Source organism: Rhizobium sp. UBA1881 (assembly GCF_002338015.1).
Taxonomy (GTDB): Bacteria; Pseudomonadota; Alphaproteobacteria; order Rhizobiales; family Rhizobiaceae; genus Rhizobium.
In genome coordinates this window covers 13300-30503 of sequence record NZ_DDHH01000169.1, presented here as the reverse complement: position 1 = coordinate 30503, position 17204 = coordinate 13300, and the positions used below count along the sequence as shown (strand labels likewise).

Here is a 17204-nt window from a genome sequence, read left to right as displayed (position 1 = left end):
CCCCCTCTGCCCTGCCGGGCATCTCCCCCACAGGTGGGGAGATTGGCTGGGCTTGCCCGCTCGTTCCGATCTCTATTGTTTGGCGAGGGGCTAACCGCGAGCCGATCTCCCCCCTTGTGGGGGAGATGTCCGGCAGGACAGAGGGGGGTAACCCACCCGCCGACAGCGCCCGCCACTCCTCAACCCCAACAACACCCCGCCCCGGCCACCAGATCCCGGCCTTCATCAAAGGCGCCGCCGCCTCCGGCTTTTCACCGCCAGACAACATCGCCTCGGCATAATCGAGAAACGCATGCGTATTCGCATCGCCCCCCTCGATCAGATAGGCCCAGAGCGCATTCAGATCTTCAAGCGGTACATTCGAAAACGGCGTCAACCCCGCATCCGGCTTCGAATCCCCTGGCAGCACCGCGATCAACGCCGCGTGCCGCGCGGCAGCCGCATGCAGCGCCTCCAGCGCATAATGAAAATAGCTGGCGCCCCCCAGCGCCCTCACGATGATCAGCTTCGCATGCCGCGCCGTGCGCTCGACATAGGCATCGACGGACATCGGATGCTTGAGGCTCATCAGGCTGGCGATGCGCAGCGACCGAGCATCCGCGCGCCGGCCATGCGTAGCCGCCACCGCCGCCAGTTCCGTGTCGGCGGCCGAGAGAAACAGGATGTCGCCGGGAGACTGACCGAGATCGATCGCCTCCTCGCCGTCGCTGATTGTTCCCTGCTGGGCTAGGAGAAGGTGCATGGCAGTATGTCTTTACGGGAAATGTTATTCGTAGGCGCGGAGTGCGTGGCCCCCTCATCCGACCCTTCGGGCCACCTTCTCCCCGCGGGGGAGAAGGGAAGATTGGCGCGAGCGGCCGGCCCCGAGTCCCTTCTCCCCAGCGGGGGTCCGAAGGACGGGTCGAGACCAGCGGCTCGACCCCGGTCGGTGGCCCGAAGGGTCGGATGAGGGGGCCACACGGCACCACTCAAGCAATCTTCAAAACCGGACGCGCCCATTTCAACCATCAACCTTAAACCAGCGCCTCGATCGCCTGACGCACCGCGCCCTCATCCATCTCATGCAACCCGATCACCACCAGCCGCGTACCGCGCGCCTCGCCGGCGGCCCAGGCGCGGTCGAAATAGTGGTCGATGCGGCTGCCGACGGCCTGCAGCTGCAGGCGCATCGGCTTGCCGGGAACGTCGACGAAGCCCTTGAGGCGCAGAACGTCGTGCTCGGCGATGATGCCCTTCAGGCTCTCGACGAAGACGGCCGGATCGGCGATCGGGCCGAGTTCCACGACGAAGCTGTCGAACTCGTCGTGATCGTGCGGCGTGCCGTCCTCATGTTCAAGCTCGTGATGGGACTTGCGGTTGCCGATATCTTCCTCTGTGCCGATGCCGAGGCCGAGCAGAACGCTCGCCGGCACGTCGCCATTCTTCGCCTCGATCATCGCGGGCTTGCGCGCCGTGCGCGAAGCAACCTCTTCGCGGACGCGGGCAAGGCCGGCGCCGTCGATGAGGTCGGTCTTGTTGAGCACGATCAGGTCGGCGCAGGTGAGCTGATCCTCGAAGAGTTCCTCGATCGGGCTCTCGTGGTCGAGTGTCTCGTCCTCGACGCGGCGGGCATCGACGGCATCATGATCGTCGGCGAAACGGCCGGCGGCGACGGCGGCGCTGTCGACCACGGTGATCACGCCATCGACGGTCACCTGGGTGCGGATGTCGGGCCAGTTGAAGGCGGCGACCAGCGGCTGCGGCAGGGCAAGGCCCGAGGTTTCGATGACGATATGATCCGGCCGGTTCTCGCGTTCCAGAAGCTTGCTCATCGTCGGGATGAAGTCGTCGGCCACGGTGCAGCAGATGCAGCCATTGGTGAGCTCGATGATATCGTCCTCGGTGCAGTTTTCCGCGCCGCAGCCCTTCAGCACTTCGCCGTCGACGCCGAGATCGCCGAACTCGTTGATGATGAGCGCGATCTTCTTGCCGCCCGCATTGGTCAAAAGGTTGCGGATCATCGTCGTCTTGCCGGCGCCTAGGAAGCCGGTGATGACGGTGGCGGGGATCTTCTGCTGGTTCATCAATTCAACCCTTCATTTTCAGCGGCAGTCCCGCCGCGATAAAATACACATCCGCGGCGACCGCCGCGATCATCTGGTGCAGCCGTCCGGCATGGTCGCGAAATTCGCGCGCCATCCGGTTCTCGGGCACGATGCCGAGGCCGACTTCATTGGAAACGATTACGAGGCGCGCCTTGGCCTTCGGCAGATAGGCGGCCAGTGCCGCGAATTCTGCTGCCATATCGCGCTCATCCATCATCAGATTGGTGACCCACAGCGTCAGGCAATCGACCAGAACCGCCCGCCCCTCGCCATCGATCGCGGCAAGTTGGCCGACGAGATCGAGCGGCTCCTCATGCGTCGTCCAGAGATCGCCGCGATCGGCCTTATGCTGGTCAATCCGGGCGCGCATCTCCTCGTCCCAGGCGCGGCCGGTGGCGATGTAGTGGCGATCGAGGCCGCTGTCGATGACGAGCTGTTCGGCAAAGCGCGACTTGCCGGAGCGGGCGCCGCCTAAAATAAGCGTAGAGGATGCGGTCGTCATGCGTGGACGACTTCACAGGAGCGCGTCCAGCCTGACGCCGACGCCAAAGTCTCATTATCTGCCATGACAACCTCCGTGCTGGCATCGGGCACACTTGCCCAGGGGTGGGCTTTGCGCCCGGCACGATTGGCAGGTCTCCTGGCTCGCGGGTCCAGGCGCGATCGGGATAGCCACGCAGGCCATCCCGATCGTGCCATCGGTTCTTCCTCGCCTTCCCGGCTGCAATCATGAAAAGGCGGACGATTCGTAGATAAGGAGGCGTCCAACCCCGGTTGATCATGGCTTGCATTGCCAGTGGCTTTTCCGCCGTCTTCAGCTCCTCGCCCGCCTGCACCACGCAGGCAGCCGGCTTGAGAGCATCCGACGCCGGATGGAAGACCCTGACCGCTCTACAGTCGCGGGGTCGGCTGTGATGAAGGCGCCCTGGTTGGGTCCACCCCGTCACATTCCCTTTTCATCCGCACCGCTTTTGGCGATCCGGAACCATCCGTTATCGATCCATGGTTAGGCAAGCGCGACTGCGAAGTCAATCGACCGCCAATCTCGCCCACCGGCCAAATTGATTGATATCAACCCTCAAGACGATCATCTCTACCAAATTTATCGTCTATAATCAGGCACTTAATGTCATAAAAACTTGTTGCGTCAGCCGGGTTTTTGCCGCATTTGCAGCGCACGCGGCGCAGCACCGCAACTATCCCCTCTTTTACCACCCTTGAACGGGCTTTCGCCCGCCTAGTTTCCCCATCATGCGCCTGAAAATCAATCTTAGACGGCTTGGCCCGCTACACACACTGCTCGATGCGGGGCGCATGCGCGCGCTTCTCAGGCGCAGCGAAATGGGCATGGTGCTGGCCGGCGCGTTGATCGGCGTCACGTCAGGCCTCGCCGTCACCGGCATGAGCCTGATCTCGCGCGAGATGCACAGCCTGATCTTCGGGATCAGCGATGTCGAGCGTTTGAGCTCCTCTCAGATCGACGACAAGTTCCTGCTGATGGCCGCCCCCGTCTGCGGCGGCATCCTGCTCGGCCTGTTGATGTATGTGCTGGCGAAGACCCGCAAGAAGCCGATGGTCGACCCGATCGAGGCCAACGCACTGCACGGTGGCCGCCTGTCCTTGACAGACAGCATCATCGTCGCGATCCAAAACCTGATATCCAACGGCTTCGGCGCCTCGGTCGGCCTCGAGGCCGGCTACACCCAGTTGGCGTCCGGCATCGCCTCGAAGCTCGGCTTCAAGCTGCAACTGCGCCGCGCCGATCTGCGCGTCCTCGTCGGCTGCGGCGCCGCCGGCGCCATCGCCGCCGCCTTCAACGCGCCGCTGACGGGCGCTTTCTACGCATTCGAGCTGATCATCGGCACCTATACGATCGTGTCGCTGACGCCGGTCGTCGTCTCGGCGCTCGTTTCCACGCTGGTCGCTCGGCTGCTGGCCGGCAGCGACTTCATCATCGATGTCGGCGATTTCGGCACCGTCATGCCGGCCGACTATGTGCCCGCCATCCTGCTCGGCGCCTTCTGCGCCGGCATCGGCATCCTGATCATGCAGGGCGTCGCCTTTATCGAGGAGCTCGCACGCCGCAGCTCGATCGCGCTCCCTTTCCGCCCGGCGCTTGGCGGCATCATTGTCGGGCTGCTCGCGCTGGTGACGCCGCAGGTGCTGTCGGCAGGCCATGGCGCGCTACATCTCAATCTCGACCGCGAGGTCGTGATTCCCGTGCTGATCGGACTTTTCCTGCTCAAGGCGCTGGCCTCGGCGATCTCGATCGGCTCCGGCTTCCGCGGTGGCCTGTTCTTCGCCTCGCTGTTCATGGGCGCGCTGCTCGGGAAGTTCTTCGCCTATTCGGCCCCCTATTTTGCCCATGCGACGCTGACGCCGATCATCTATGCCGTTGTCGGCATGAGCTCGCTTGCCGTGGCCGTCATCGGCGGGCCGCTGACAATGACCTTCCTGGCGCTCGAGATCACCGGCGACTTCCCGATCACCGCACTGGTCTTGGCCGCCGTCATCACCTCGTCGCTGGTCGTGCGCAGCACCTTCGGCTACTCCTTCGCCACATGGCGTTTTCACCTGCGTGGCGAAAGCATCCGCAGCGCCCATGATGTCGGCTGGATCCGCAATCTGACGGTCAACAAGCTGATGCGCGCCGACGTCAAGACCGCGAAGGTCGGCATCAGCATCGAGCAATTCAAGGAAAGCTTCCCGATCGGCTCGGCCCAGCGCGTGATCCTGGTCGAGGACAGTGGCAAATATGCCGGTCTTGTGCTTGTGCCCGATATCTACGCCAACCTCACCGACACCGCCGACGAGAGCAAAGGCCTCGACGAATTCGTGCGCTACCGCAACGACTTCCTGACGCCACAGATGAACGCCAAGCAGGCCGCCGCGATCTTCGACAAGACCGAGAGCGAAGCGCTCGCTGTCGTCAACAACCTCGTCGAGCGCACCGTGGTCGGCCAGCTCAGCGAAGCCCACACGCTGCGCCGTTACAGCGAAGAACTGGACCGCCGCCGCCGCGAGGTCTCCGGCGAGATCTAACCCAACAGGTTGTCCAGCCAGCGGTTATCGAGATGCGTTTCGAGCTCGGCTGCAACCTCGTCAAGCGCCTGCTCGACGCCGGCGCGATAGTCGCGGCTTTGGCCCGTGAGGCCGAAGCTCGCAAGCAACCGGGACCGGTAGCTGTCACTTGCAAACAGCCCGTGCAGATACGTCCCAACGACCCGCCCGTCCCCGGATATCGCACCATCAGGCTTGCCATCGACGATCGCGAAAGGCCGCACGCGATCGGCGCCTTCGGTAATCCCGAGATGGATCTGGTAGCCCGAGAGGGCCTCGCCATTCTCCGCGGAAACCGCCACGCTGTTGCGCACCGTCTTCTCTGCGTCCATGACGGTCTCGACGTCGAGTAGCCCAAGGCCCTCGATCTCGCGCACGCTCCCCTCGATGCCCAGCGGATCACGCACCATGCGCCCGAGCATCTGATAGCCGCCGCAAATGCCGATGACCCGTCCGCCGCGCCGGATATGCGCGGCGAGATCCTTATCCCAGCCTTGAGCCCTCAAATCCGCGAGATCGGAAATGGTCGACTTCGAGCCCGGAAGGATGATCAGCTGCGCATCGGCAGGCAATCGTTCGCCGGCGCGCACGAACACCAGTTCCACATCCGGCTCCGCCAGCAGCGGATCGAGATCGTCGAAGTTGGCGATCCGCGGCAACACCGGAACCGCGATCTTCAGCGCCCCGGCCTGCCCTCTCGCCAGCCGCTCCAGCGCCACCGAATCCTCGGCCGGCAGCCGCGAGGCGGCCTTCAGCCATGGCACGACGCCGAAACAGGGCCAGCCGGTGAACCGCCCGACAGCAGCAATCCCGTCGTCGAACAACGACACGTCGCCGCGAAACTTGTTGATAATATAGCCCGAGATCATCGCCCGATCCTCGTCGGACAGGATCGCGTGCGTCCCGACCAGCGAGGCGATCACACCGCCACGATCGATATCCCCGACCAGAACTACGGGCACGTCGGCGCGCGTCGCAAAGCCCATATTGGCGATATCGCCCGGCCGTAGGTTGATCTCCGCCGGTGACCCCGCCCCCTCGACGATGACGAGATCGGCGCCGCCCGAAATCTCCTCGAAGCTCCGGGTGACGTAGTCCAGCAATTGCGGCTTCAGCCGCTGGTAGTCGCGTCCTTTGGCCTGCCCCCAGACCTTCCCCTGCACGATGATCTGGCTGCCGACATCCGATTGCGGCTTCAAGAGCACCGGGTTCATGTGCACGGAGGATGGCACGCGCGCGGCCATCGATTGCAGCCACTGCGCCCGCCCGATCTCGCCCCCATCATCGGCGACGGCGGCATTGTTCGACATGTTCTGCGGCTTGAACGGGCGCACCTTGAGACCGCGATTGGCCGCCAGCCGGCACAGGCCCGCGACCAGCACCGTCTTGCCGACATCCGAGCCGGTTCCTTGCAGCATGATGGCTTTGGTCATTGGCGCGGCGCTCCTCAAAACTGAAGAGGGCGTACAACGGTGTTTCAGCCTCGGTCAATCACAACGGCTCAATCGCAGCCGCTTGAAATGCGAAAGCCGCGCAGACCTGAAGTCGCGCGGCTTGCCGAAATACGCTGGCGCTTTGCCCGAACACGGCGAAGCTCACGTTCCCCGGGACGCAATACCTGATCCGGAGAAGCAGCGGTTGTCCCCCGCCACGTCGCTATTCTTAGCGACACATTGTTACCGGATGGTTAGTGAGCACTTAACCAAATATGAATTCGCGCCCTTTTGACGATTTTGTTTCGGCAACGATATGAGCGGTTGAGACAGGCTGCCGCACGGGCGAGAGGTTTCCGCAAGCAAGCGCGTTGCATATAAGTCGCCAAAGACGACTCGCCGCGTCCAGCGACGAATGACACGACATGGAGAATGACAATGACCTCAGCCCCGTTTCCCGATTCCGAGACGATCGCCGCCAAGTTTTCCGCGCTGGGCGAACAGGACAAGTCCTATCTTGGGCTGATCATGGAAAATCCGGCGCAGGACGACAGCCTGATTGATGGCGTCCATCGTTACCTCGACAATGCGTCGCGCGCACCGTTCCTGAATTCGCTGAAACTCGAGGCATTCGGAAAATGGGTTGGAGACGCCGCACCGCCGCGTCTCCAGATTCGTCTTATGGAAGCTTCCAAGTCAAGCCAACATCCCGCCTATGCCGCCTTCCGCAAAGGCCTGACGGCATCGGGTGGGCTGGAGAAAGCTTATCCGCAGGCGAAGATCTGAGCCGGCTTAACGCTGAGCGGCGTGATTGACGTTGCGACCAGCATCCTGCGTGGCGTTGACGGCGTTCGCCGTATCGCGACCGACGCCACGGATGGTGTTGGCGCAAGAGGCAAGAGTGAAAAGAAGCATGATGGCAGCACCAATCTTTACCGTGGTGGTCATAGTCGAAAATCCCTTGTTAAAAACCGCTCTCCGCAGCCAGTCACGCGACTGCTGCGCGCTGATAACGCACTGAACCCAAAAAGGTTTCAGCCGGACTTCTCTTTTTTAAATGAGCGATATTAGCCGGGCACCAACACCGTGCCCGAATGGCCGTCAGGCGGCGATCGCCTTGGCCTTCTCGCTGAATGCCAGCCGGATGCTTTCGGCCACCGTCTTCATCGGCGCGGTCATCTGCGAGACGGTCAACAGGCGGATATCGAAGGAGCCGAGCTCGGGCAGCCCGTCCTGCGCGCCGAGGATTTCCATGTCCTCGCCGACATAGGAGCGCGGCAGAGGCGCGATCGCGAGATCGGAGACCACGGCGGCGCGCTGCGCCATCGTATGGCCGCTTAGAAACGCCACGCGGAAATCCCGCTTCATTCGCTCAAGCTGCGCAAGCGCCTCCAGCCGCCAGATGCAACCCTCTTCCCAGATGGAGATCGGCAGAGGCTCGCGCCGATGCGCGGTGCCGCATTTGGCGCCTGCCCAGACCAGCCTTTCGCGATAGACGATCTCGCCATCGGTCGGCAGGGGGCGCGTGGCGCAGTTGATCAGCGCCAGATCGAGCCTCTGTTCCTCCATGCGCTTGCGCAGCCCAAGGCTCATGTCGATGGTGACGTCGACCATGATGCCTGGAAAATTCTCGGCGAAGTTCTTCAGGATGCCGGGCAGTATCCGCTCCCCGATATCCTCGGGCGCCCCAAGCCGCACGACGCCGCTCAACTCCGGCATGATGAAGCGCGACACCGCCTCGTTGGAGAGAGCCAGCATGTTGCGCGCGTAGGAGAGAAGCACCTCTCCGTGCTGCGTCAGCGACACCGAGCGCGCGTCGCGCAGAAACAACGTCGCGCCGAGCTGCTCCTCTAGTTTCTTGATCTGCATGGACACGGCCGACGGCGTTCGGAAGACAGCTTCGGCTGCCGTTGAAAAATTGCCGGTCTCGGCTATCGCCACGAAGGTGCGCAGCACATCGTTGTCGAGGAGCGGAATGGGACGGCGAAGCGGAGCTGTCATCATCTCATCTTTCAATTTTCTTGATACATAACACAATATCATTTTGTTTGATTGAAAGTCAACGGAGGTTCAGTCTGGTTGGCATCGGATCACTTCGATGAAGGAGACAAACCGATGACCACTCAAACGCACATAGACAGACTGCGCGACTTCATCGGTCGCCGCCGCATTCTGGCAACGCGACGCGCAGCAATGGAGCAGATCGCGCGCCAGCCCGGCCACCTTGCCGCCGACGTGAACGTGCCACACCGCTACACGCCTGCAGGCATCACCGTCGTCATCATCAGCGCCATTGGCTGCCCGATCCACACGATCGGCCAATCATTCAAAATGATTGATGATAGCCATAAACTCTATTCGTTTGATTGATGGGCCGCGAAGGACCATATCAGTAACAACGAATTCACAACCGAGAGACGTCGGTCGATACGAGAAAGGACATTCGACATGACCACGATCACCTTCAGAGACAACAAGCTGCCCCATGTGGCGCATCACGACCACTCCCTGTCAGCCTATGCCCGCAAGGTTGCACGCGCATGGCATCAGTGGCAGGCAGCACGCGAAATCGAAGCCATGCCGATCGACATGCGCAAGGATTTTGGCTGGCCGTCGGCGGATAATGTAGACGACCACAAGGCGATGTAATGGATGCGACATACCTCCCCGCATGAGAGCGGCGCCTGCTTACCCGCAGCGCCGCTTTCGTCGTTTTAGGCCCCTCGTGATTTAATCTTGAATATCAGGAACATGTATTTCCAAGAGGGCTTTTGGCGAACATTTGTTCTTATCAAAAGCCAATTGACCGACGTCAATTAAAGCAATGTCGCATTTTTGCTCTTTGCGGCCGCATTTTTCCATGAGAATGTCGCTTTCTGAATATCTAAGCGGCGCAATCCAAGCACCAATAGCACATTGGCCCTCCATCATGGATTTCTCACATGAGCAAGATGTCGCATAAGAAACGCTCCATCGTCTTCTTCATGGTACCGCAGTTTACGATGCTGCCCTTTTCGGCCGCGATCGATACGCTGCGCATCGCCAACCGCATGCTGGGCTATCAGGCCTATACCTGGCGCCTGACCTCGGTTGATGGCGAAAAGGTCTATTCCTCCTGCGGCATCGGCGTCGAGGCCAACACGTCGCTGGCAGACGAGCGTCGCAACCTCGGCGGCGAGAACCGTCCGAGCATGGTGCTGGTCTGTTCCGGCATCGACGTCGAGGAATTCAACAACAAGTCCGTCAATGCGTGGTTGCGCGAATCCTACAATCGCAGCGTCGCCGTCGGCAGTCTCTGTACGGGCGCGCATGTGCTTGCCCAGGCCGGTCTCCTGAATGGCAAGCGCTGCGCGATCCATTGGGAAAACCTGCCGGGCTTCTCCGAAGCCTTCCCGCAGGCGGAGGTCTATGCCGACCTCTACGAAGTGGACAGCAATCTCTACACCTGCGCCGGCGGCACCGCTTCGCTCGACATGATGCTCAACCTGATCGGCGAGGATTTCGGCGAGACGCTGGTGAACCGCGTCTGCGAGCAGCACCTGACCGACCGCGTCCGCAGCCCGCACGATCGCCAGCGCCTGCCGCTGCGCGCCCGTCTCGGCGTCCAGAACGGCAAGGTTCTGTCGATCATCGAATTGATGGAAGGCAATCTCGCCGAGCCCTTGTCGCTGCTGGAGATCGCAGACGGCGCCGGCCTGTCGCGTCGCCAGATCGAGCGCCTGTTCCGCCAGGAAATGGGCCGCTCCCCTGCCCGCTATTATCTCGAAATCAGGCTCGACCGCGCCCGTCACCTGCTGGTGCAGTCGTCGATGCCCGTGGTTGAAGTGGCCGTCGCCTGCGGCTTCGTCTCCGCGTCGCACTTCTCCAAGTGTTATCGCGAACTCTACCACCGCTCGCCGCAGCAGGAGCGCGCCGAGCGCAAGATGACGATGGCGACCGCCCGCCAGGCCATCGCGGCCTGAGCGGAAAAGCAAAACCCAAGACGAAAAAACCCGAAACGCTCCACGCGCTTCGGGTTCTCTTTTTAGGTGCTCCGTGAATGCGGTCGCTTACGCGCTCTTGCGCATCGGCTGCATCGATTGGATCTGCAGCAGCGTGTCGAGGTTCTGGTTGACGCGGCAATAGAACTCTTCGTCGATGAACGGTCGCAGCATGAAGTCGTTGCCGCCGGCCTTGAGGAACCGAGCCGAGAGCAACCGGTTGGACGACGAGGATACACCGATGATCCGCAACTGATGCGAGCCGATGCTGGAACGGATGCGCCGCGTCAGTTCGAAGCCGTCGATATCAGGCATGTTGTAGTCGGTGATCATCAGCCCGATGTCGCGGTTGGCCTTGAGGATCTCGAGCGCCTTGGCGCCGCTATCGGCCGTGCTCACACGGAAATTATAGCGCTTCAGACGGCTCGACAGCAGCGCGCGTGCCGTGGCGCTGTCGTCGACGATCAACACGTGATGACGATGGTTGGTCAGGAAGCGGCAGATGGATTCGGCCAGGAGATCGACGGCGAAGACGTTGTCCTTGAGGATGTAGTCGACGATATCCTTGGCCAGCAGCTTGTCGCGCATGCCTTCATGGAACGTACCGGTGAAGACGATCGTCGGAATGCTGAGATCGACCAGATACTCAAGCGCCTCGCCGTTTTCGGCGCCCGGCAGATTGATGTTGGAAATGGCGAGCGTGATTTCCTGGGACGACTTGTCGTAGCACAGCTGGAGATCTTCGAAATTCCGGCAAATCTCCACGTCGATGTTGAAGAGTTCCTTCAAACGCGTGCTGATCATCGACGTAAAGACGTTCGAATCCTCCGCCAGAACAATACGAACATCATTAAATGTGTCACCGGAATACTGCATCCCGGAAATCCCCAAAAACGCCATGTCAAAACCCCAAACTGAAATCGGTCTCCCTGCTTCAAATCGGTACATGGGGCGGTTTGAATAAGTATTAAACGGCAAGCTTACTTGCGGCACAAATGACCGCAAGAACACGCCGCAGGGCCTTTCTTCGCAACATGATTAAAGGACTGTTCGCGCGGCGCTATTCTATCGCCTAGTGACGAGCCGGCAGACGGCTTAGCCGTCAGCCGTCTTCCCGCGCAGCCGGCGAACGCGGCCATCGTCCTCGTCGATCTTGGCGTCGGCGGAAGCCTCTTCCACTGCCGGCTCCGTCGCCAGCACATCGGCGTCGGGCGTGACGGTATCCGGCTGGCGATGGAACACAACGTCGCTCTGCGGCAACGGGATCTCGATCGCCTCCTGGCGGAAGCGCTTGAGGATCGCGATCCTGAGATCATTGCGCACCTTCAACCCGTCGCCCATGTCGCCGAGCATGAAGCGCAGCTCGAAATCCAGCGAATACGGACCGAAGCGCAGGAACTCGACATGCGGCTCGGGATTGCGCAGCACCAGCGGCACGGCATTCACCAGCTCGAGCAGGATATCCATCACCTTCTGCGGATCGGAATCATAGCTCACCGAAACAGGGATTTCGGAGCGCCCCATCTTGTTGCGATGGGTCCAGTTGCCGACATTGGCGTTGATCAGCTCCGAGTTCGGCACGATGATCGACTGCTTGCGGAAGGTCTCGATCTCCGTCGCACGCACCGAGATACGCTTGACGATGCCTTCCGCCGTGCCTGACACCACGTGGTCGCCAACCTTGAACGGCCTCTCGACAAGCAGGATCAGGCCGGACACGAAGTTCGACACGATGTTCTGCAAGCCGAAACCGATACCTACGGACAGCGCCGAGGCGACCAGCGCGAAGCTCGACAGATCGATACCGGCAGCCGACACGCCGATCAGCGCCGCGATGCCGACACCCAGGTAACCGATGCCTGTCTTGACCGAATTGCGCACGCCAAGGTCGACATGGCTGCGGGCCATGACGTTGTTATCAAGCCAGCGCTGGATCCAGCGCGTCAGGAGATAGCAGCCGGCAAACAGCAGGATACCGGTGAGTATGCCGACCAGCGAAATGCTGATGCCGCCGAGCCGGACTTCCGTGAACAGGCGGTAGGCGATCAGCTGCAAGTCCTGCACATGGAAGCCCCAGAGCAGCAGGATGAGCGGAATACCTGTTGCCAGCGCCACGCCGTAGATGCAGAAGCCGACGAGCAGCCCGACCTGGTCGATCACGACGGGCCCGAGCTTGAAGCGCGACGCCAGATACTGGCCAGGCCGCGTATCCCCGAAGGTTTCCGTCCGCGAAATCGCCTTGCCCGAGAGCAGGCCGATATAGGTCGTGACGCCGATCGCGCCGGTAAAGATCAGCTGCGAGGCGATGAAGCGCGCGAAACCGACATAACCGGTCAGCGCCGCGAAAATGAGACCGCCGCCCAGTACGCGGAGCACGATCGCCAGCCCCTTCGGCCAATGCCGGCCAGGCGCATCGGGATCACGGCTCTTCGCCATCATCGGCCGCCCGAAGGACGCCGCGATCAGGATCAGGCCGATGATCAGCGCCGCGATCCAACTGCGAACGACCGTGAGAACGAGTGGCGAGCCCATCGATTCGCTGATGCTGCCGAAGAAGAAGTCCAGCGCATGGACGATCGCCATGGCCAGCAGGCACGCGCTGATCGAGCTTGCACCGCGATTGGACAGGCGGACGAGACGCCACTGCGGATCGCGCGGCGCAAACACGGCATTGGTGAAGCGCCGAACGAAATAGATGACGCCGATCGTCGAAAACAGCGCTGCCACTACAGGCGCGATGTCGGGCCTCAGAACGTTGAAGCTATCGAGGAAGAGATAGGAGGTGACCAGAAGCGTCGCGAGCGACAAGGTTCTGACCAGCGTCGACCAGAAGGCAATCGACAACCGGCTGATATAGGAGGGTGGTTCATCGCTCTCCTTGCGCTGCAGGTAGTGCCCGAAGAGCCGGTAGCTGCCCGACAGAAGGATCAGGGCTGTTGCAAGCGACATGAAGATCGCGGCGGCAAAGGCGAAGGCCTTGAACTTCAGCACGAAGCCCAGCCAGCTCGCCAGCGCCTGCTGGAATGCGCCGACTTCCTGGACAAACGCGGTGCCGGCGTCGGCAAGCACGGAGGCGGAAATGTCGCTGCGGCGAAGCAGTGTCGCGGCAAACAGCTTGCGGCGCAGTTCCGCGATCTGGTTGCTCATCCGCCCGAGCGAGGCGGTCAGCGTTTCGGCATCGCCCTGCACCACATTGAGCTGCGCGCGCTCCGACATCAAGGCGTTTCGCTCGTTAGCGACGATCTCGGCCTCGGGCGGCTGCCCGTCCTTCGGCGGCTCGCCGAGTTCGGCCAGACGTGCCTTGATCTGATCGAGGCGTGGCGTGATACCACCGGCAATCCCGGCAACGCCGCGATTGAGCTCATCCGCCCGCCCCGCCAGCGCCACCAGCCCGTCATCGTCGTCGACGCTCTGCTTCAAGTTTTCCTGAAGTGCCGCAAAATCGGCCTTCGCCTTGGCCATATGCTTGGCGGCCTGATCGCCCGGCCCGCTTTGCGCCGGGGGAGTCTGCTCAGCGGCTGGCCGAGCGCTCTGCGTAGGTGCTGCGGGTGGCGGGGTCTGCGCATGGCTGGAACCAGCGCCGGCCACGGCCAGCGAGACAAACAATAAGCTCTGAAGCAGAAAACGTGTCAGCCGCAAGGTATCCCCGCCAAGTTTGGTAGCAAGTTCGGTAGTAAGAACGAGCGCCCGCTTTTCATAGGAAAGAAAGGCGACAGAAAGGCGACGCGGCTCGAAGGAATCATCTGAGCCCTCGCTATCACGTCACGATCCGGGCGGCGACGTGGAAATCGGCCGCACCCGGATCACCGCTAGGCGCTACCGCTGACGCTTGTGTCCCGAAACCTCGGCGCCGGCGTCGTGAGGCAATTGCAGAAACCGTAGCGTCGACACGACGCCGATCGCGCCGATGACAACGAAAGCCCAGCGGAAATCGACAAGTCCGGGATCGCCAAGCCCGCGAACGGCAGCCGACACGTTGAGAACGGCGGCCGCAATCGCGACACCGAGCAACATCGACATCTGCTGCAGCATGCTCGACAAGGTCGAGGCCGAACTTCTCTGCGCGCCGCTGATATCGGCAAAGGCAATCGTGTTCAGCGCGGTAAACTGCATGGAGCGCGACAGGCCGGTGATGAACAGCAAGGCGTAGATCACCAAACGCGGCGTCTCCGGCACGAGAAAGCCGCAGGCAGCAATTGTCAGTGCCGCGATCAGCCCGTTGAAGAAAAGCACCGTCCGGAAGCCGAACCGCGCGAGCAACGGCGTCGTCACCGTCTTCATGCTCAGATTGCCGAGGAAATAGACCAGCAGGTAGATGCCCGCTTCGATCGAGCTCAGCCCGAAGCCGAGCTGGAACAACAGGGGCAGCAGAAACGGCGGCGCGTTGATGGAGGTGCGGCTTGCGGTTCCGGCCGAGAGTGTGGCGATCGCAAAGGTCTGCACCTTGAACGAAGAGAGATCGAGCAGCGGATTGTCGACCCGCATGAAATGCCTGTAGGCGATGAAAGACAGCACGATGCCGGCAACCAGCATCGCGCCGACCGGCAAAAGACCGCCATGCCATTTCGCAGACAGTTCGAGCGCCGCCAGGAGAAGCGTCAACCCGGCGCCGCTCAGGATAAAGCCGCGCACGTCGAGCCGTCCGGCATCCTCCTCGCGCTGCTCCGGCACGAAACGCCAGACAAGCGCCATGCCGAGAATTCCGATCGGAAGGTTGATCAGGAAGTTCCAGTGCCAGCTTGCATAGGTGGTGATGACGCTGCCCAAAAGCGGCCCGATGACGGGTGCCGTCAGCGCCGGCCACGTAATCAAAGCGATGGCCTGCACCAGTTCGGATTTGCGTGCGTTCTTCAGCACGATGATCCGCCCCACCGGCGTCATCAACGCGCTACCGGCACCCTGGACCGCGCGGGCAAGCACGAATTCGGTCAGATTCTCGGAAAGCCCGCAGAGCAGCGAGGCGACGGTGAACACGGCGATGGACGCCATGAAGACACGGCGCGCGCCATAGCGATCACCAAGCCAGCCCGACAGCGGAATGAATGCCGCCATGGTCAGCATGTAGACGGTGATGCCGATGCTCATCGATATCGTGGGAACACCGAAGCTCGCCGCCATCTGCGGCAGCGAGGTGGTGACGATCGTGCCGTCAAGGATCTGCATGAAGAAGGATACGGCGACGACAAGCGCCACTATTTTCGAACGGCGCGCGCTGCCCGCGTCACCATCCGCCTCGACCGTCTCAACTGCTGTCATGAATCTGCCAATGTGAAATCTGGATCAAACGGCCGGCAACAGCACGTGCGGCGTGGGGCGTCGGTCGAACCCGATCGTAGATAGGCCGATCGTGCCGAGCGGGAAAGGGAAAAACGACCTGCGCGGGCAATTTCCATGCGCCGGCGCACATGACATCAGTCAAATCTGCGGCACCATCAGCCGAGGATATTGGTGATCGCCCGCAAAAACACGCCGGCCCCGATCGGGATCAACGCCTCGGGAAAATCATAATCCGGGTTGTGCAGTTGCGGATGCGTTTCGCCCGACCCGAGAAAGAACATCGCCGATGGCGCGACGGTTCGAAACAGCCCGAAATCCTCCGAGCCCTTCATCGGCAGCAGGCGGCTATCGCTCTGATGGCTGACGCCCTCGTCATCCAGCGCCCGCCGCAGTGCATCGACGGCTTCCGGCGAATTGAAGCACTGATGAAACACATCCTCATAGGTAATCTCGATCGTCAGCCCGGCCGCATCCGCCTCGTTCTTCGCCAGCATCTCGGCGCGCTGCACCAGGCCGGCCATCCGCTCGTCGGTCAGCGTCCTTAACGTTGCCCATATCTCGGCCCGCCCGGGGCTGATACCGAAGGCAGGCTCGCCGAGCCGGGCGTGGGTAACGGTCACCAGCGCGAAATCGGGACCGACAGGTGCGACGCTCCCAAGCGCCGTGAGCCCGCCAAGCAGGCTCGCCAGCGCGAATGTCGGCGCAACGCCATCCTCCGGGCAGGAGGCATGGGACGTCTTGCCGTTGAGCACGATCTTCATCCCGCGCGACGCGCAGTTGACAGGCCCTTCGCGCAGCAGCACATGCCCAAGCGGCACGCCTGGAAGATTGTGCACCGAGAGCGCCATATCAGGCTTCAGCGTTGCGAACTGAGGATCGGCGAGCACCGCGGTAGCACCTGCGCCATTCTCCTCGGCCGGCTGGAACAGCAGGATCACACGCCCCTTGTTCGGGCGCTTTTGCCCAAGCGCGGTTGCAACCGCCATCAGGATCGACATGTGGCCGTCGTGACCGCAAAGATGTCCCTTGCCCGGGATGGTCGACCGATATTCCTCGTTGGAGATTTCCTCGATCGGCAACCCATCGAGCTCACAGCGAATAAGCACCGTCGGCCCCGGAATGGCCCCATCATAGACCGCCGCAACGCCATGGCCGCCAAGGTTCGAGACGATCCGATCGGGCTTTGCCAGAAGCAGCGCTTCCTGCACCCGGCGCGCGGTTTCGACCTCCTCGCCCGACACCTCCGGGTAGCGGTGGAGCTCGCGACGAAACGCAGTGATATTTGAAAGCTCTTCCTGCGTCAGAAACATCGGCGTCATCCTGCAAATCTGCCGCATGCTATGTGCGCCTGACCTGGGTAGCAAGCCGCT

The 17204-nt window shown here is 61.9% G+C and carries 15 protein-coding genes, 1 pseudogene and 1 riboswitch; of the genes and pseudogenes, 5 read left to right on the top strand and 11 right to left on the bottom strand.

Annotated elements, in window-relative coordinates:
* From B3605_RS20905 to cobU, 3 genes and pseudogenes are all read right to left on the bottom strand, one after another.
* Positions 1-742, bottom strand: a pseudogene (locus B3605_RS20905) (cobaltochelatase subunit CobN); the annotation flags it as partial.
* A gap of 271 nt (positions 743-1013) precedes the next feature.
* Complete coding sequence (gene cobW / locus B3605_RS20900) at positions 1014-2063, bottom strand: cobalamin biosynthesis protein CobW (RefSeq protein WP_112941727.1); 1050 nt, start codon at positions 2061-2063, stop codon at positions 1014-1016.
* Positions 2064-2067: 4 nt separating this feature from the next.
* Entirely contained in the window at positions 2068-2586 is a 519-nt protein-coding gene (gene cobU / locus B3605_RS20895) for a bifunctional adenosylcobinamide kinase/adenosylcobinamide-phosphate guanylyltransferase (RefSeq protein ID WP_112941728.1), read from the bottom strand.
* Positions 2587-2697: 111 nt separating this feature from the next.
* A riboswitch (cobalamin riboswitch) is annotated at positions 2698-3089 on the bottom strand.
* A 246-nt stretch (positions 3090-3335) separates the two neighbouring features.
* Between cobU and B3605_RS20890 the strand changes: the two genes are divergently transcribed.
* The gene (locus B3605_RS20890; RefSeq protein WP_018900664.1) at positions 3336-5126 is read left to right on the top strand and encodes a chloride channel protein; all 1791 of its coding nucleotides are present in this window, start codon (positions 3336-3338) and stop codon (positions 5124-5126) included.
* Here the strand turns inward: B3605_RS20890 and B3605_RS20885 are convergent.
* Positions 5123-6577 carry a cobyric acid synthase gene (locus B3605_RS20885; protein ID WP_112941729.1) on the bottom strand — a complete coding sequence of 485 codons (1455 nt, stop codon included), beginning with the start codon at positions 6575-6577 and terminating at the stop codon, positions 5123-5125. The two genes, B3605_RS20890 and B3605_RS20885, sit on opposite strands and share 4 nt — an antisense overlap.
* 438 nt (positions 6578-7015) lie before the next feature.
* Between B3605_RS20885 and B3605_RS20880 the strand changes: the two genes are divergently transcribed.
* Positions 7016-7363, top strand: a complete 348-nt coding sequence (locus tag B3605_RS20880) for a hypothetical protein (RefSeq protein ID WP_183794602.1) — start codon at positions 7016-7018, stop codon at positions 7361-7363.
* A gap of 6 nt (positions 7364-7369) precedes the next feature.
* On the opposite strand, the gene B3605_RS20875 is transcribed toward B3605_RS20880, so the two are convergent.
* A complete protein-coding gene (locus B3605_RS20875; protein ID WP_047505485.1) occupies positions 7370-7525 on the bottom strand; it encodes an entericidin A/B family lipoprotein in 156 nt (51 codons plus the stop codon).
* A 153-nt stretch (positions 7526-7678) separates the two neighbouring features.
* Positions 7679-8620: a LysR family transcriptional regulator gene (locus B3605_RS20870; RefSeq protein WP_026283379.1), complete on the bottom strand. Its 942-nt coding sequence runs from the start codon at positions 8618-8620 to the stop codon at positions 7679-7681.
* A gap of 72 nt (positions 8621-8692) precedes the next feature.
* Between B3605_RS20870 and B3605_RS20865 the strand changes: the two genes are divergently transcribed.
* Both B3605_RS20865 and B3605_RS20860 read left to right on the top strand, forming a co-directional pair.
* Positions 8693-8947, top strand: a complete 255-nt coding sequence (locus B3605_RS20865; protein WP_112941731.1) for a hypothetical protein — start codon at positions 8693-8695, stop codon at positions 8945-8947.
* Positions 8948-9025: 78 nt separating this feature from the next.
* The gene (locus B3605_RS20860; protein ID WP_111561972.1) at positions 9026-9226 is read left to right on the top strand and encodes a hypothetical protein; all 201 of its coding nucleotides are present in this window, start codon (positions 9026-9028) and stop codon (positions 9224-9226) included.
* A gap of 81 nt (positions 9227-9307) precedes the next feature.
* Here the strand turns inward: B3605_RS20860 and B3605_RS20855 are convergent, their stop codons facing one another.
* Positions 9308-9508 (bottom strand): hypothetical protein, encoded by a 201-nt coding sequence (locus tag B3605_RS20855; protein WP_162725177.1) that lies wholly within the window; start codon positions 9506-9508, stop codon positions 9308-9310.
* Positions 9509-9519: 11 nt separating this feature from the next.
* Here B3605_RS20855 and B3605_RS25770 point away from each other — a divergent pair, with 11 nt between their 5' ends.
* Complete coding sequence (locus tag B3605_RS25770; protein WP_018900461.1) at positions 9520-10539, top strand: GlxA family transcriptional regulator; 1020 nt, start codon at positions 9520-9522, stop codon at positions 10537-10539.
* A gap of 87 nt (positions 10540-10626) precedes the next feature.
* Here B3605_RS25770 and B3605_RS20835 read toward each other — a convergent pair whose 3' ends face one another.
* The 4 genes from B3605_RS20835 to B3605_RS20820 all read right to left on the bottom strand — a co-directional run bounded on the left by B3605_RS20835 (position 10627) and on the right by B3605_RS20820 (position 17144).
* On the bottom strand, positions 10627-11457 hold the full coding sequence (locus tag B3605_RS20835; protein WP_112941732.1) for a response regulator: 831 nt from the start codon (positions 11455-11457) through the stop codon (positions 10627-10629).
* A 195-nt stretch (positions 11458-11652) separates the two neighbouring features.
* Entirely contained in the window at positions 11653-14196 is a 2544-nt protein-coding gene (locus B3605_RS20830; protein ID WP_112941733.1) for a mechanosensitive ion channel family protein, read from the bottom strand.
* 177 nt (positions 14197-14373) lie between these two features.
* Complete coding sequence (locus B3605_RS20825) at positions 14374-15813, bottom strand: MFS transporter (RefSeq protein ID WP_112941734.1); 1440 nt, start codon at positions 15811-15813, stop codon at positions 14374-14376.
* Between the two features lie 176 nt (positions 15814-15989).
* Positions 15990-17144: an amidohydrolase gene (locus B3605_RS20820; RefSeq protein ID WP_112941907.1), complete on the bottom strand. Its 1155-nt coding sequence runs from the start codon at positions 17142-17144 to the stop codon at positions 15990-15992.
* Between the last annotated feature and the right edge of the window lie 60 nt (positions 17145-17204).

Excerpts from the sequence above, each read along its gene's own strand:
- cobW (WP_112941727.1), bottom strand. The coding sequence starts at position 2,063 with ATGAACCAGCAGAAGATCCCCGCCACCGTCATCACCGGCTTCCTAGGC.
- cobU (WP_112941728.1), bottom strand. The coding sequence starts at position 2,586 with ATGACGACCGCATCCTCTACGCTTATTTTAGGCGGCGCCCGCTCCGGC.
- B3605_RS20890 (WP_018900664.1), top strand. The coding sequence starts at position 3,336 with ATGCGCCTGAAAATCAATCTTAGACGGCTTGGCCCGCTACACACACTG.
- B3605_RS20885 (WP_112941729.1), bottom strand. The coding sequence starts at position 6,577 with ATGACCAAAGCCATCATGCTGCAAGGAACCGGCTCGGATGTCGGCAAG.
- B3605_RS20880 (WP_183794602.1), top strand. The coding sequence starts at position 7,016 with ATGACCTCAGCCCCGTTTCCCGATTCCGAGACGATCGCCGCCAAGTTT.
- B3605_RS20875 (WP_047505485.1), bottom strand. The coding sequence starts at position 7,525 with ATGACCACCACGGTAAAGATTGGTGCTGCCATCATGCTTCTTTTCACT.
- B3605_RS20870 (WP_026283379.1), bottom strand. The coding sequence starts at position 8,620 with ATGATATTGTGTTATGTATCAAGAAAATTGAAAGATGAGATGATGACA.
- B3605_RS20865 (WP_112941731.1), top strand. The coding sequence starts at position 8,693 with ATGACCACTCAAACGCACATAGACAGACTGCGCGACTTCATCGGTCGC.
- B3605_RS20860 (WP_111561972.1), top strand. The coding sequence starts at position 9,026 with ATGACCACGATCACCTTCAGAGACAACAAGCTGCCCCATGTGGCGCAT.
- B3605_RS20855 (WP_162725177.1), bottom strand. The coding sequence starts at position 9,508 with ATGATGGAGGGCCAATGTGCTATTGGTGCTTGGATTGCGCCGCTTAGA.
- B3605_RS25770 (WP_018900461.1), top strand. The coding sequence starts at position 9,520 with ATGAGCAAGATGTCGCATAAGAAACGCTCCATCGTCTTCTTCATGGTA.
- B3605_RS20835 (WP_112941732.1), bottom strand. The coding sequence starts at position 11,457 with ATGGCGTTTTTGGGGATTTCCGGGATGCAGTATTCCGGTGACACATTT.
- B3605_RS20825 (WP_112941734.1), bottom strand. The coding sequence starts at position 15,813 with ATGACAGCAGTTGAGACGGTCGAGGCGGATGGTGACGCGGGCAGCGCG.
- B3605_RS20820 (WP_112941907.1), bottom strand. The coding sequence starts at position 17,144 with ATGTTTCTGACGCAGGAAGAGCTTTCAAATATCACTGCGTTTCGTCGC.